The organism is Halorubrum vacuolatum (assembly GCF_900188065.1).
Classification (GTDB): domain Archaea; phylum Halobacteriota; class Halobacteria; order Halobacteriales; family Haloferacaceae; genus Halorubrum; species Halorubrum vacuolatum.
In genome coordinates, this window is the sequence record NZ_FZNQ01000012.1 from 24574 (window position 1) to 39560 (window position 14987).

Here is a 14987-nt window from a genome sequence, read left to right on the forward strand (position 1 = left end):
ATCAGTCACCCCCTGCAAACGGCGTGAACTCCCCGAGTACCTCGTTCATCGCCTCCTCATCATCAGGGGAGACCGGCGTCGCCTCCCGCTCGGCCGGTCCCTTCGGGATCGGGTCGACGCCGGCGACGATCGTCGGCGACCCGTCGAGCCCGATGAAGTCCGGATCGAGGTTGAGGTCCTCGTGGTTCCACACGGTGAGGTGATCCTCGAACGTTTCGGCGCGTGCTTTCGTCTCCTCGCGGAGGTCCTTATACCGGAGCCGGTGGTCGGCCTTCCGATAGCTCGGCTCGAACTCCGGATCCATCACGACGAACGCCGGGAGATCCGTCTCGACGGTCTCGATCTCGTCGACGTCGCCGGAGACGAGTCGCTTTGCGCGGAGTCGCCCTTCTTCGGGGTCGACATCGAGCGCGACGACGTGCGTGAGCAGCGAGCGATCCGGCAGGTCGTCGTTCATGTGGTGACACCACGTGGTCTGTGGCCCGGTGTGGCCGGTCTCCCCGTCGGCGGTTTTAAATCCCGCAACGATGAGGTCCGGCGTTTCCTCCATGTTGGCGATCCCCGTCGTCACCGTCATCGCGGTCGCCCACGTGTCGGCGGCGGCCATTTCACGGTCGGACAATAAGTAGAGGTCATCGGCGTACACGTCACGCATCCCCTCCTGTAACACCTCCTTATAGCCCGGCGGACCCATGCTCATGAGCGAGACGGTCCCGCCGTGACGGACCTTTTCCTGAAGGGCTGCCTGCAGTGCGACCTTGTCGTTCGGATTCATCACCGTCGGTGTCTTCCCCCGTTCCAGGTGGCCGTCCTCATCGAATGAGACCTTGCCCTCCCGGAAGTCGGGAACGCCTTTGGTCAGTACGAGCGTGTTCATAGCTATCTCCTCACATTCATGGATGATCACGGTTCCTAATAGATGTTTATGCAGGGTACGGTTAGCCGAACACTGCCGTGACGGTCGGATGGTGGGTCGAAGAAAACGGGAACGCGAGGATCGATAGGCTCGATCCGCTCAGATCCGACCGGCGCGGCCGGGGTCGACGTCGATCGCGTCGACTGGACAGACGTCGACACACAGCATGCAGTCGATACACTGGTCCTCGTTGGTCGGGTTCGCTTTGATCTCCGATTCGGGATGTCCCGGGGTGTCGACCCACTCGAAGACGTCCACGGGACAGTCCTCCAAACAGGCCCCGTCGGCGAGACAGATGTCGAAATCGACCGCGACGTGTGTTCCGCGAATGCCGAGGTTCTCCGGCGGGTCGACCGGGCCCCACACCGCGACGCCGTGCTCCTCGTCGACCTTCTCCCGGTTCTGCTCGAAGCTTGGATCGATGGCCATTGTTAGCACACGTATTCGCTGCACGGATTATAAACCCAGCGGCTCCGCAGTCAATCGATCGTCCCGGCGGCGCCATGCGAATGACCGTTCAGGCGGCGTCAATCGGCCCGATCGAACCCGTTCTCCAGCTCCGCTTGTCCCGCCGACCGCAACCCGTCCGCCGTCGTCTCGCCCGAAAGGACCGCCTCCAGCCGGACGATCAACTCCTCGCCGGCGAGGAGGTCCGGCACCGCGACGTAGGTCGAACCCAGATCCAAGAGATCCAGCGCCTCGCGTTCGGTCTCCGCACGGAGAACGATCGTCGCGTCGAGGCCGAGATCGAGAACGCGACGGGAGACGACCGGCGAGACGGTCACCGAGACCACGGCCCGCGCCTCCTCCGCACGCGCCTTCTCCCAGGTATACGGCTCCATCGCGTCGGCCAGGACGTACGACTCACAATCGATCCGGACCGCCTCGTGCAGATCGGGATCGGTCTCGATGACGACGTACGATTGCTCGAGGTCTTCAAGCGTCTCGACGATCCGTCTGCCAGTTTCACTGTAGCCGAGAACGATCACGTGGTCGGTGATGTCCGCGGGCACCTCGCTTTGTTCGTCGATCTTGTCGTGGCGGCCGGAGACGATCCCACGGGTCGCAAGCCCCCGATAGATCCGCTCGTTGTACCGCTGGGTCACCGTCGAGGTGATCATCGTCACCGCGGCCGCGAGGACGATGGCGTCGAAGACCGCCTGCGTAAGCATTCCGATCAACAGCGCCTCGATAGCGATAACCAGCGAGAACTCGCTGATCTGATCCGTGTTCAGCCCCGTCAAGGTCGCCGCCCGCGACTCGTAGCCGCGGTAGATCAGGATGGCAGTCGTCACCGCGGGCTTGACGAGCACCGTCAACACCACGAGCCCGGCGACCAACACCAGCTTCTCGATCGAGTCAGCGGTACCGATCTCGACGAACGGAAGCACGACGAGCGCGCCGACGACGACGAAGAAGATGGCGACGAAGAAGTCCTTGATCGCCTCCAACCCGTTGAAGAGCCCGAGGTACTCCGTCCGGTCGTGACGAACCGCGAGCCCGGCCGCGAACGCTCCGACGACGACCGGCACGCCGACGGCTGCGGCGGCACCGATGAAGAGGACGAGCAGCGAGACCACCCCGATGATAAGCAGCTCGTCGGACCCCCCGGCGAACCGACCGACCGCATCGAAGAGATATCGGTTGACGAGCACCGCCGCGATGAAGAAACAAACCCCATAGCCGATCTGTAAGACGATCGGGTCGAGTTCTACCACCCCGGCCGTAACGACGAGGATGAACACGACGGCGAAGAGGTCCTGGACGAACTGGATCGACTCACCGAGCCGTCCGTAGATGAGGTTTCGTCGGATCTCCGACTGCATATGCGATGTCGCGACGATGGTCGAAGAGAGGGCTACGGCGACGCCAAGGAAGATCGTCTCGCCCGGTGGAAGCCCCACGATGAGCCCGAACCCGGCACCGAGCCCTCCGATAACGAGGATCTGTGCGAACGCGGCGGCCTCGCTGTCGGCGATCACCGACTCGATCGAGGTGGTCTGGATGCCGACGCCGAAGGTGAACAGCAAAAGCGCGATCCCGAACTGTGCGAGTTCGAGGGCGATCGCCTCCTCGATAAAGAACCCCGCCAACACGCCGGCGAGGATGAGAAGCGGCGGGACCGGAAGGTCGTACTGGTTGGCGAAGACGAGGAACGGACCGGCAAGGAGGAAGATGATCGCCACCGCGGTGAGCATCTCAGACATCGGTCTCACCTCCCTCGACGGATGCGTTCCGGGGAACGTCGGGTCGCCGCTCAATCATCGAGATCACCAACCATCCGATCGTGGACGTCGGGAAACGGCGTCTCGTCCCGAAGCAGCGCCGTATCCCGATCGATCGCCTCCTCGAAGGTCTCCGGCTCCTCGAGAAGCGCTCGCACGTAGTCGGCGAGCCGCTCGGCCGAGAGGATCGGTCCAAGGATGACGTAGTCCGCGCCTTTCGTATACAGTCGGCGGGCGTCATCCTCGGTTTTCGCCTCGAGGATGACCGTCGCGTCGGGCGCGGTCCCCCGGAGGAGCGCCTTACCGATCTCCAGCTGATCGGACGACGAGAGGACGAAGTCGGCCCGCTTGAGCGCGACGTCCTTCCGGATGGAGCCGCTCGCGATGTCGCCGAACACCGCGTCGTAGCCGTTTTCAGTGAGCTCCTCGATGTGGCCGGCCTGTCGGTCGACCACGACGAGATCATCGTAATGGTCCGCCAGAAGCGTGAGCGCGTTCCGAGTCAACCCGTCGTAGCCGACGACGACGGCGTGGTCCTCGTACTCCCGTTGCTGCTCGGTGAACGTCTCCTCGGCCTCGAACCGTTCGAGCGACGGCTCCAGCCGGTCGAAGAGGACATCGCCGAACGCGAAGAAGTACACGGAGACGCTCATCGTGATGAGCGCCAACAGGGTCAAAAAGCCGAGGATCTCCACGCCGATGAACCCGCCGGCGACGGCGGCGACGCCGACGACCACGCCGAACTCGCTGACCTGAATCATGTAGAGGCTTCCGAAGAAGGTCGTCTCGCGGTCGAACCGCTGCCAATTGAGAAGCGTGAAAAACACCACGAACTTGCCGACCATCAGTACGACCGCCGCGATCACGGCCTCTTCCCAGTAGAACAGAAGCTCCCCGGCATCGAGGGACAACGCGACCGACGCGAAGAAGATCATCACGAACAGGTCCGTAAGCGGGTTCACCCGGTCCTGCAACTCCTTGCTGTATGGAAGCTGCGCGATGGCGACCCCCGCGAGGAAGGCACCCATCTCGATCGAGAGGTACGCCTCCATCCCGAGCGGCGCGAGAAAGAGGTTGATGTTATCCGAGACGAAGACGAAGAGAAACGCCCACGAGATGGCGACGAGGAAGAACACCTGTCGGTTGTCGGCGATGCGACGGAACAACGGCGGGAGCGCGTACTTGGAGGCAGCCAGGGCAGCCACGGTGATGAGCGCCACGAGGGCAAGCACGACCGCCAGCGTCGTCGCGACCTCGGTCGCGCTCTCGGGGCGACCCGCCGCCAACACCGCCAGCAGGATCACGACGACCACGTCCTGAACGAGGAGGACGCCGACGTCGATCTTGCCGTGGAGCGTCGTCGCCTCGTCCAGATCCGTGAGCATCTTGATCACGACCGCCGTCGAGCTGTACATGACGGCGAGGCCGATGACGATCGACTCCATCGTGCCGAAGCCCAACGCCAGCGAAACGCCGGTTCCGACCGCCGCCACGGCGGCCATCTGCGGGAGCGAGATCTTGACGATCGGCGCGAGGACGTGTTTGATCTCGTCGATCCGCATCTTGATCCCCAAAAGAAAGAGCAGAAACGCGAGCCCCAGTTCCGAAAGTGTCTCCGTGAGTTCGGTCACCTCGACCAGTCCGAGAACGACCGGACCGACGATCACCCCTGCGAGAATGTAGGCGATGATGGTGGGTTGGCCGGTCTGTCTCGCGAGGAACCCCGCGAGCGTCGCAGCCAGAAGGATGATCGCGAGATCGAGCGACAGTGCTACTTCAGAAACCATCGAATACAGGCCGTTTTCTGTGGAATATGATAGGTATTTCGGTGCCCCAACCACGACGTGGCCCGACGGCGACGCGAAGGGGTCGTCGGTCAGTGTCGGCAAACGGATTCGGATACGGGCCTTTTATATCCCAAAGCGGGATACTCCGTCCGTGGTGGCGATGACGATTCAGTTACCCCCACTGAGCCCCGTGTGACGATCAGTTTCGACCGAGCCACCACCGCGATACGGCGAGCGACCGGTATTCTCAACACATCCTGTATGAGACGTTTCCGAGAATGTCCGCCCGGAACACTAACGACCGGTCTCATCTCCGGCGGCGTGCCGTGTCGACCGGGAAACCCTCGTGCCGGGCGACCGCCTTACGTGGCGGCGGGCGCGTCGCGAACGCGACGGGTCTGTCACGTGCCTGGGTTCTCCGCGTGTTCATCGCTCCCGTTCGGGATCACTCGCGCGGGGACTTGGTGGCACGCAACTCCATATTCGTCGCCGCCGGGGTTAAAAACCTCGTTCGTCGCTACTCACCCTTCTCGCTCCCGGCGACGATCGTCTCAGCGCCCTCGCGCGGTTCGTTGACCGAGACGGGGTCGATGCGCTTGCGACGGCCGTCGACCTCCGAGAGGAGATAGACCAGCCCGACGAGCGCCAACGCCCCGATGGGCAGGAGCACGAACGGCGTCACACCGGTGAACCCCCAAGCCAGAAGCAGGAGCACGACCACGACGCCCACCGTGACGGCGTAATAGAGCTGGGTCCGGACGTGGTCGATGAGGTCCGCGCCGGTAAAGGTCGCCGACAGCACGGAGGTATCGGAGATCGGCGAACTGTGGTCGCCGAGGATCGCCCCCGAGAAGATCACGCCGACCATCACGGCGACGAGGGTGTGCCCCTCCGCGCCGCCGCCGCTGATCTGCCAGGCGACCGGGATCGCGATCGGGGTCATGATCCCCATCGTTCCCCACGAGGTCCCCGTCGAGAAGGCGATGAAGCCGGCGACGAGGAAGACGAGCGCGGGGAGTAACTCGACGGAGACAGCCCCGACGGCTATCGCCGCGACGTAATCGCCCGTACCGAGCGCGCCGATGGTTTCGCCGATCCCCCACGCGAGCACGAGGATGGAGACCGCGGTGATCATGATCCCGAACCCGTCGATGGTGTACGCCGTGGCCTCGCCGACGCCGAAGATGTCGTAGACCTTGCCGAGCAGGAACCCGGTCGCGACCATCGCGAACGAGCCGATCATCAGCGCGGTCTCGTAGGCGGCATCGAGCGTGGCATCCCAGAGCAGACCACCCGCACCCTCAACGTCGCCCGCGATGAGGTCCGCCACGAACGCGCCGACGGAGAACCCGCCGGTCCACAGCGCGGTCGCGAGCGTCATCACGATCAGCACCGCGACAGGTGCGAAGAAGTTGATGAGCCGAGGGGTCGACGCCGGCGGCTCGCCGAGTTCGGCGGCGACATCCTGCATCGGGACGGCGTCGTCGCGGGTGACCTTGCCCGTCGTCCACGAGCGGTGTTCCGCGGTCAACATCTCGCCGTAATCGCGACCCCAGACGACGATGATGGCGACCATCACGATGGCGAGGATGGCGTACATGTTGAACGGGATGGCCGAGAGGAAGACCTCGAAGGTGCTCGGCCGATCGGCGGCGTCGACGCCGGCGGCCTCGTACCCGTCGACGATGAGCGAGAGCTGAAACGCGACCCACGAGGAGATGCCGATGGTCGCGACGGGGGCGGCCGTGGAGTCGACGATGTAGGAGAGCTTCTCACGGGAGATCCGCAACGAATCGGAGACGTCCTTCATCGCGGACCCGACGATCGCCGTGTTCGCGTAATCGTCGAAGAACATGGCTAAGCCGAGTATCCATGCGGCGAGTCCGGCCTTTCGTGGGGTATCGAGCCGTGTTAACGCCCAGTTCCTGACCGCGTAGGTCCCCCCGAGGTTCCATACCATGGCGACCCCGGAGCCGAGGAGGAGCGTGAACACGATGATGGTCGCGTGGAAGTCGTCGGCTATCGCGTCGACGATCCACTCGAACGTCTGGACGATCCCGAGTCCCCCGGTGTAGATCACTGCCCCGGCCCAGATGCCGAGGAACAGCGACAGCACCGCCTTTCGTGTGAGTATCGCCAACACGATCGCGAGCAACGGCGGCACGACCGAGAGCGCTCCAAAGTCGGACATACCGACCTACTGTGACCCGGGGGTTGATAAATGATCCTACGGATCTCCTCTGAGACGGCCAGATAACCGACCGATCGCTGTCGATTACGCCGTTTCCCCTGAGACACGCCACCATTCTTCCGGGAAATCCGACGATCCGTCGGTTCGTCCCTCGCCGGTGCCTATCCGAACGCACTTACGTGGCTGTGACACAGTGTCGTGCAATGTCCGTACGAGTCGGCATCCTCGGCGCCACCGGTGCCGTGGGCCAGCGATTCATCCAACTGCTCGATGACCACCCGACCTTCGAACTCGCCGCCGTCACCGCGAGCGCGTCGAGCGTCGGGAAACCGTATCGTGAGGCGGCCAAGTGGCGGGTCGACACGGCAATTCCGGATGACGTTGCCGATATGGAAGTCCGCGCGACCGACCCGGAGGCGATCGCGGATGCGAACGTCGACCTCCTGTTCTCCTCGTTGCCATCGGGGGTTGCCACCGAAGTCGAGCCGGCATTCCTGCAGGAGGGATACGTCGTCTCCTCGAACTCCTCGAACGACCGCATGGCTCCCGACGTCCCGCTCACGATCCCGGAGATCAATCCCGAACATCTCGGCCTCATCGACGTCCAGCGCGACGAGCGCGGCTGGGACGGCGCGCTCGTGAAGAACCCGAACTGCTCGACGATCACGATGGTACCGACGCTCGCGGCGCTCGATTCGTTCGGGTTGGAAAGCGTCCACGTCTCGACGCTGCAGGCGGTCTCCGGTGCCGGCTACTCCGGTGTCACGTCGATGGAGATCATCGACAACGCGATCCCGCATATCGGCGGGGAGGAGGAAAAGATGGAGACGGAGTCCAGAAAGCTCCTCGGCGCGTTCGACGGCGCGGGGATCGAATTACATGACGCGGACGTCGTCGCCTCCTGTAACCGGATCCCGACGCTCGACGGCCACCTCGAAAACGTCTTCGCGGCGCTCTCGGAGGATCCCTCGCCGGCGGAGGTTCGTGCGGCGATGCGTGACCTCCCGAGCGCAGACCTCCACAGTTCCCCCGATCAACTTATCAAGGTCTTCGACGACGAGAACCCCGACCGACCGCAGCCGCGTCTCGACCGCACGTATGCCGGTGGGATGGGCGTCGTCGCCGGCGGTGTACAGACGACCTACGAAGGAGTCGCGTACAACTGTCTCGCACACAACACCATCCGCGGTGCAGCCGGAGCATCGGTGTTGAACGGCGAACTGCTCGTCAAGGAAGGCTACGTCTGAGCCGGCTCCGTCTACACCGGCTTCGTCTCCATCGAATACGGCCGGGGGGTAGGGTTATTTCCCCTTGAAGTCCGGATCGCCGTCGCCCATGAACGCCGTGATCCCCTCCATGACGTCCTCGGTGTTCATGATGTGGCCGAACGCCTGTGCTTCGATCGCGAGGCCGGCCTCCCCGTCCGTGCGCCCGGCGTGCATCGCACGCTTGGTGTATCGCTGGGCGATCGGGGGCCCGGCGGCAAGGTCGGCCGCCAACTCCCACGCCCGATCCGCAAGGGCGTCGTTGTCGACGACCTCGTTTATAAAGCCGTAGTCGGCCATCGTCTCTGCATCGTAGCGGTCGGCGGTGAAGATGATCTCCTTCGCGCGCCCCTCACCGACGATCCGTGCGAGCCGCTGGGTGCCACCCCAGCCGGGAAGCAGCCCGAGGTTGTGTTCCGGTTGGCCCAGTTCGGAGCGCTCGGAGGCGACTCGAAGGTCCGCACACGTCGCAAGCTCCATCCCGCCACCCAGACAGTAGCCGTCTATCCCGGCGACGACCGGCTTGTCCATCGCTTCGAGCTTTCCGAACGTCCGTTGACCCCGCCGTGAGATCTCCACGGCCAGGATCGGGTCCGCCCCGCCGGCCGCCATGCTCTGGACGTCCGCGCCGGCCGAAAACGCCCGATCGCCGACCCCCGTCAAGAGGACCGCCCGGACGTCGTCATCGGCACCGAGCCGGTCGATCGCGTCGCCCAGTTCGTCGAGCAACTCGTCACTGATCGTGTTCATGCGGTGTGGCCGGTCGATCTGGATGTGACCCACCCGCTCCGAGATCGTCACGGCAAGCGTGTCGTAGTCGAAGCCGTCTCCTTCGACGGTTCCGGAATCGTCGGAACCGCCGGAACCACCGGACCCATGAAAGCCCCCGTCCTCGGCGGCCTCACGAAGCGCCGGAACCACATCATAGCGTGCCTCTCCGGTCGCGTCCGCCAGCCCATCAAGGGTCTCGGTCAAGGTTTCGAGCCCCGCTGAATCCGCGAGTTTCGCCGGCCCGTCCGGGAACCCACCACCCAGCATGACGGCCCGGTCGATCGCATCCGCGTCTGCGACGTCGTTGCCGATCAAGCCGGCGACCTCGTTGGCCATCACCGCGAGCAAGCGGCGTTCGACCCCTTCATCGATCGCGTCCGTCGGGATGTTCACACCGCCGTTTTCATACTCGTAAAAACCGACACCCGTCTTCTTGCCGAGGTCACCGGCCTCGACCTTTTCAGCGAGGAGCGGACACGGCCGATAGGCGTCACCCAACTCGCCGTGCATATACTCGAGGACGTGATAGCCGACGTCGATGCCGACCTGATCGGCGAGTTCGAACGCCCCCATCGGGAGGCCGAGCCCGTACTTCGTCGTCGCATCGACGGTCTCGATGTTCGCATCGCCGGATTCGACGATCCATGCCGCCTCGTTCATCAGCGGGACGAGGATCCGGTTCACGATGAAGCCGGGACTGTCCTTATGGACGCGGACGGGCGTTTTGTCCATCTCCTCGGCGAGTGCCTCGATCAACGAAAGGGTGGCCTCGTCGGTGTGCGCTCCGGCGATGACCTCGACGAGCGGCATCCGGATCGGCGGGTTGAAAAAGTGCATCCCACAGAATCGTTCGGATCGCTCGGTCACCTCCGAGAGGTCGGTGATCGACAGGCTCGACGTGTTCGTGGCGAAAACGGTCCGATCCGGCGCGTACGACTCCAGGTCGGCGTACACCTCCTGTTTGATCTCCATCTTCTCCGGGACGGCCTCTATCACGACATCCACGTCCGCGACGGCCGCTTCGAGGTCGACGAGCGGCTCGATCCGTTCGAGTGCGGCATCGGCCTCCTCGTCGTTGATGCGGTCCTTCTCGGCGAGCTTTCCGAGCGACCACTCGATCTGATCGTACCCGTTCTGGACGAACTCCTCGTTGATATCGCGCAGCGTCACGTCATAGCCGGCGAGCGCGGCGACCTCCGCGATGCCGTGACCCATGTTTCCGGCGCCGAGTACGGCCACTCGCTGGACGTCTTCAAGCTCCATGCTCCACCGGTCGGAACCGTCCCGATTGAACGTTTCTCTTTTCAGAACGAGAAACACTCTTACTGTTTATTTTCTGCGTCGACCCATCGAGTGCTTCGGGGTCGACGAAACCGGTATCCTTCACGGAGGAGAACAGCGACCCAGTATGGACACACGATCCGGCTCCAGGGCGGCCGTTGAGGCGGTGTTGCGTGAGGATCCAGTGATGGACCGGTTGCTCGACGAGCACGGTTGGCTCCCCATCGTCCCCGCCGAGAACGAGTTCGGGCGGCTTTGTCGGTCGATCATCAATCAGCAGCTCTCGACGGCTTCGGCGGCGGCGATCCGCGAGCGGGTGCTTTCGGTGCTGGCGGACGAGGTCACGCCGGCGCGCGTCCTCGCCGCCGATGAGGATCGGCTGCGGGAGGCAGGGCTCAGCGCGACGAAGCTTCGGTACCTCCGCTCGGCGGCGACCGCGTTCTCCGAGCGTGATCTGTCCCGTGAAGGCCTTAGCGAATTGGACGACGACGCGGTCATCGAGGAGCTCACGACGATCACGGGCGTCGGCGAGTGGACTGCCCGGATGTACCTCATCTTTGCGCTGGGACGCGAGGACGTGCTGCCGCTCGGCGACTTGGCGGTTCGTCGCGGGATCGAGGCGCTTTACGCCGACGGCGAGGAACTCACGCGATCGGAGATGCGGGCGATCGCCGACGGGTGGCGACCGTATCGGAGCTATGCGACCCGTTACGTGTGGGCGGACTACGAATCGTGAGACGTGGCATACACCGATAGTATCCTTGGCGAACAGCCGACATCAGGCGGGCCGTGTGTGTTACTACGGAGTACATACCACGCGACGGCGACGTCGGACACCCGCGGACCGCCACGTGGCCATCGTCAGGACATAGGGCGGTTGGCCGCGTGCTTGTATATAAATCCTGTTCGCTTCGTCGTCCAACTGGTATAAAAAGCGTTCGCCGGGGGGCCTACTCCTCTTCGAGAACCGGCCCGTCCTCCCGCTCAGCAGGTTCGGCGTCGACCCGCTTCCGGACGTCGACGCGGTACTGCTCGAGGATGTCCCGGCCGAGAAGCAGCGGGTACTCCATGTGCCCGCGGTCCTCGACGCTCGCGGTGACGGTATGCTGGTTGCCGCCGACGCCGATGACGAGGTCGACCACGGGGCGGGCCTTGCCGCTCCGAACGCTTCCCGATTTCACCCGCGTCATGCTCTTTATCGGCCCGGCGCCGATCTCCGCGGCGAGTTTCGTATCGATGCTCGTTCGGGTCGCCCCCGTGTCGGACTTCGCGAGCGCCTGCGTCGACCCGGATGTGCCGGTCACGACGACCTCCTCGATGTAGCCGATGACGGGGAGTTCGTCGGGCTGTGGTCGCGGCTTCGGTGCACACGACGGGCGGGAGTCATCAAGGGTCCGTGCGAGCTGTTCGACGGTCGTCTCATCCACCGTGCCGTCGACCGTCTCGATAGCGAGTTTGGCGATGTACGGTGCCGGCGATCGGCCGGTCGCTTTATGTAACCCCTTGAACCCGGCGGTCGGGTTGACTTCGAGCACGTACCAGCCGTCGTATCCCTCGACGAGGTCGACGCCCGCGTAATCGAGTCCCATCACCTCGGCCGCATACAGCGCCGTTTCAGCCGCCTCTTTCGGCATATCCTCGGTCGCGTCCTCGACGGCACCGCCCAGCGCGACGTTCGTCCGCCAGTCGCCTTCGGGCGCATAGCGGTACATCGATCCGACGATCTCCTCGCCGACGACGTAGACCCGGAGGTCCCGGTGCTTCTTGTCGTCCCGGTCGATGAGCTGTTGGAGGAACGCCTGTCGATTCCCGACCTTCGGGTTGACGCGCTCGGTGAGGTCAACCTTCCACGTACCCCCGCCGTGGGTGCCGATCGCCGTTTTATAAACGCCGACCTCGCCGAACCGTTCGCGGTCCTCGTTGAGCCGGTCGTTCGAGAGCGCGAGCAGCGCGTCGGGGACCCGGATGTTCCAATCGGCGAGATTGGCGGCGGTCGCGAACTTATGGATGGACGCGAGGACGGCGTCCGGCTCGTTCAGCATCGGCCGGATGCGCTCGAAGGTCGCCGCAAGCCCGAGCAGCTCAGCTGGCTGTCCGGTGTTCGACAGCAGGAGTCGGTTTGCGATCACGTCGACGGCCGGCTCGACATCGACCTCTCCGTCCTCGACGCTTATCGCGGCGTTCTCCTCGCGTAACCACACCGGTTCGTGGCCGAGGTCCTCGACCGCGTTTAAGATCGCCTTCGTCTCCTTGCTGTTGTGCAGCGACAGCACCCCCACCCGTACCGGATCAGAAGTCATGCACGAGTCTGCACCCGGGGAGGTAAAAATAACGCCGATCGCTTTTTGCGTTTACGCGACTGGTCGTTCTGCCACGCGGTCGCTCACCCAATCGAACGGTCATGGATCCCTGGACGCTCGGTGTTCCACGCGCTCCGTGCGCATCGTCCCCGCGAAGTAGTCCGCCTCCCCCTGATCGTCCGAAAGCGACCGAAGCGCAGGTTCGCTACACGCCGGACACGCCTCCGGCATCGTCGTGAGTGCGAACGCGGTCGCACACGCGGGACAGATGACGTGTCTCAACCCGAGCCCGACTGGACGGTTCATGCGTGTGCTATGCCCGGTGTATACTAATACGGATCCCGCGTGGTCGGGTTCCGAATCCGGTGTGACGCGTCAGGCGAGGACCCCGGAGTGAAACTGAACGCGTCGGCGACGAAGTCGCTACGCTCGGGCGGTTTCGAGCGGAAGTGACTGGGTGGGAAGCGGTCCCGTCAGTAGGACGCGGCGCGCTTGTCGAGGCCCGCCGCCTCGATGTCCTCGCCGTCGACGGAGGTTCGGAGCACGTCCATCCCGTCGTCGCGGTCGATCCCGAAGTTGGTCGCGTACAGCTCCTCCAGTCGGTCGTACTCGTCGGCGGACAGGCGGGGAACGTCGCTCGCGGCGCTCCATTCGGCGATGTCCGCGGCGGTTCGGAACGTCGGGGTAACCGAGGCGACCTCGTCGTGGGAGAGCAGCCACGCGATGGAGGCCTGCGAGAGCGTCCGTGTTCCCTCGGCGTGGTCGGGTTGCTCCAAGAATCGGATCGCTTCGACCTTCTCCCAGCCGGTCTCGTACCACTCCTGTGGGCGGTGTGCCCGGTGGTCGCCCTCCTCCAAGACGGTGTCCGGGGTCACCTGCTCGTTGAGCAGCCCCGAGGAGTGCGGAACGCGAGCGATAACCGACGTGTCGGAGCCCGTCTCGCGAATCGTGTCGATGAAGTGCCGCCCGGGCTCCTGCTCGAAGAGGTTGAAGACGGTCTGGACCGCGTCGAACTCCTCGTACTCGACGGCCGCGTCGCCCTCGGCCAGCCAGCCGATCGAGGGGCCGAGCGCCCAGCCGAGCGCCCGAACCCGACCGTCGGCTTTCCACTCACGAAGCAGGTCGCGGACCTCCCCATTGACCTCGCTCACGTTGGCGTTGTGTAGCTGGAGGAGGTCGACGTAGTCGGTGCCGAGACGGTCGAGCGAGCGCTCGAAGGCGGTTTCGAGGTACTCGCGGTCGAGCTCCTTTGGCAGTTCGCCGTGGCCGGCCTGCGGGTTCTCATAGAAGTCGTAGCCGATCTTCGTCGCGAGCGTCACCTCGTCTCGGCGGCCATCTATCGCCTTTCCGATGATCCGTTCGCTGTCGCCGTGGCCGTAGACGTCGCCCGTGTCGAGGTAGGTAATCCCGTGGTCGAGGGCGGTCTCGACCATCCCGATGGCCTCCTCCTCGGTGCGGTCCCCCCACCAGTTCGTGCCGACGACCCACGCGCCGAAGCCGACTTCAGACACCTCAACGCCGGAGCGTCCGAGTTCGCGGTAGTGCATGCTCTTTCGTTGGCTACCGGGACACTTAGGGGGTGCGGTCCGTCCCCAAGGGTTCGATCGAGCGTTGCGGTCGCCGCTCGCGCATTTCGTTATCGACGGAGGAATCCACGGATCGGACGATTCCGCCCACGTCAGTCGTTCTCGCGGTGACTCGTACCCGGTATTTTTATTAGCCCGACGGGCACCACCTTGAACAATGAGCGGACGACCCCTCGACGTGCTCGAAGCGTCGCTCTCGGAACCTGTGACCGTCCATCTCAAGGACGGGACGACGTATTACGGGATCCTCGCCGGCTACGACCAGCACATGAACGTCGTACTGGAGCCCGAAGAGGGTGTCGTCGACCGGATCGGCGACGAGCTCGACGGCGAGTTCGCGGTCGCCATCGAAGACACAACGATTATACGCGGCGATAACGTCGTCACGATCAAAGCATGACCGGCTCCGGTACGCCCTCTCAAGGGAAAAAGAACAAGACGGTTCACGTGAAGTGTCGACGGTGTGGCGAGACGTCCTACCACCGCACGAAGGAGCGCTGCTCCTCGTGTGGCTTCGGGAAGTCCGCGAAGCGTCGTGATTACTCCTGGCAGTCGAAAGCCGGCGACCACTGATCGGCCGATCCGACCGCACTGTTACCGACCGATTGTCGCAAGCCTCCCAGTCGCATCGCTCCTCCACGCCTCCGTCGACACCCTTAACACCG

At 64.2% G+C, this 14987-nt stretch carries 13 protein-coding genes; 4 read left to right on the forward strand and 9 right to left on the reverse strand.

Going from position 1 to position 14987, the window contains the following annotated elements; all coding sequences use genetic code 11:
- Position 1: 1 nt before the first annotated feature.
- The 5 genes from CHB65_RS11285 to CHB65_RS11305 form a co-directional block, all read right to left on the reverse strand.
- On the reverse strand, positions 2 to 877 hold the full coding sequence (locus tag CHB65_RS11285; RefSeq protein WP_089385176.1) for an electron transfer flavoprotein subunit beta/FixA family protein: 876 nt from the start codon (positions 875 to 877) through the stop codon (positions 2 to 4).
- A gap of 138 nt (positions 878 to 1015) precedes the next feature.
- Entirely contained in the window at positions 1016 to 1345 is a 330-nt protein-coding gene (locus CHB65_RS11290; RefSeq protein ID WP_089385177.1) for a 4Fe-4S dicluster domain-containing protein, read from the reverse strand.
- A 98-nt stretch (positions 1346 to 1443) separates the two neighbouring features.
- A complete protein-coding gene (locus CHB65_RS11295) occupies positions 1444 to 3123 on the reverse strand; it encodes a cation:proton antiporter domain-containing protein (RefSeq protein ID WP_089385178.1) in 1680 nt (559 codons plus the stop codon).
- Between the two features lie 50 nt (positions 3124 to 3173).
- Entirely contained in the window at positions 3174 to 4928 is a 1755-nt protein-coding gene (locus tag CHB65_RS11300; RefSeq protein WP_089385179.1) for a cation:proton antiporter, read from the reverse strand.
- A gap of 517 nt (positions 4929 to 5445) precedes the next feature.
- Complete coding sequence (locus CHB65_RS11305; RefSeq protein WP_089385180.1) at positions 5446 to 7119, reverse strand: Na+/H+ antiporter NhaC family protein; 1674 nt, start codon at positions 7117 to 7119, stop codon at positions 5446 to 5448.
- 203 nt (positions 7120 to 7322) lie between these two features.
- Here CHB65_RS11305 and asd point away from each other — a divergent pair, with 203 nt between their 5' ends.
- Entirely contained in the window at positions 7323 to 8366 is a 1044-nt protein-coding gene (gene asd, locus CHB65_RS11310) for an aspartate-semialdehyde dehydrogenase (RefSeq protein WP_089385181.1), read from the forward strand.
- A 54-nt stretch (positions 8367 to 8420) separates the two neighbouring features.
- On the opposite strand, the gene CHB65_RS11315 is transcribed toward asd, so the two are convergent.
- A complete protein-coding gene (locus tag CHB65_RS11315) occupies positions 8421 to 10418 on the reverse strand; it encodes a 3-hydroxyacyl-CoA dehydrogenase/enoyl-CoA hydratase family protein (RefSeq protein ID WP_089385182.1) in 1998 nt (665 codons plus the stop codon).
- Positions 10419 to 10563: 145 nt separating this feature from the next.
- Between CHB65_RS11315 and CHB65_RS11320 the strand changes: the two genes are divergently transcribed.
- A complete protein-coding gene (locus CHB65_RS11320) occupies positions 10564 to 11172 on the forward strand; it encodes a DNA-3-methyladenine glycosylase family protein (RefSeq protein ID WP_089385183.1) in 609 nt (202 codons plus the stop codon).
- 214 nt (positions 11173 to 11386) lie between these two features.
- Here CHB65_RS11320 and CHB65_RS11325 read toward each other — a convergent pair whose 3' ends face one another.
- From CHB65_RS11325 to CHB65_RS11335, 3 genes are all read right to left on the reverse strand, one after another.
- On the reverse strand, positions 11387 to 12736 hold the full coding sequence (locus tag CHB65_RS11325) for a putative ATP-dependent zinc protease (protein WP_179213649.1): 1350 nt from the start codon (positions 12734 to 12736) through the stop codon (positions 11387 to 11389).
- A gap of 99 nt (positions 12737 to 12835) precedes the next feature.
- Entirely contained in the window at positions 12836 to 13042 is a 207-nt protein-coding gene (locus CHB65_RS11330; RefSeq protein WP_089385184.1) for a hypothetical protein, read from the reverse strand.
- A gap of 167 nt (positions 13043 to 13209) precedes the next feature.
- The gene (locus CHB65_RS11335) at positions 13210 to 14283 is read right to left on the reverse strand and encodes an aldo/keto reductase (protein ID WP_089385185.1); all 1074 of its coding nucleotides are present in this window, start codon (positions 14281 to 14283) and stop codon (positions 13210 to 13212) included.
- 196 nt (positions 14284 to 14479) lie between these two features.
- On the opposite strand from CHB65_RS11335, the gene CHB65_RS11340 reads away from it, so the two are divergent.
- Both CHB65_RS11340 and CHB65_RS11345 read left to right on the forward strand, forming a co-directional pair.
- Positions 14480 to 14722 (forward strand): LSM domain-containing protein, encoded by a 243-nt coding sequence (locus CHB65_RS11340; protein WP_089385186.1) that lies wholly within the window; start codon positions 14480 to 14482, stop codon positions 14720 to 14722.
- The gene (locus CHB65_RS11345; protein ID WP_089385187.1) at positions 14719 to 14895 is read left to right on the forward strand and encodes a 50S ribosomal protein L37e; all 177 of its coding nucleotides are present in this window, start codon (positions 14719 to 14721) and stop codon (positions 14893 to 14895) included. Before CHB65_RS11340 ends, CHB65_RS11345 begins: the two co-directional genes overlap by 4 nt.
- The last annotated feature ends 92 nt before the right edge of the window (positions 14896 to 14987 follow it).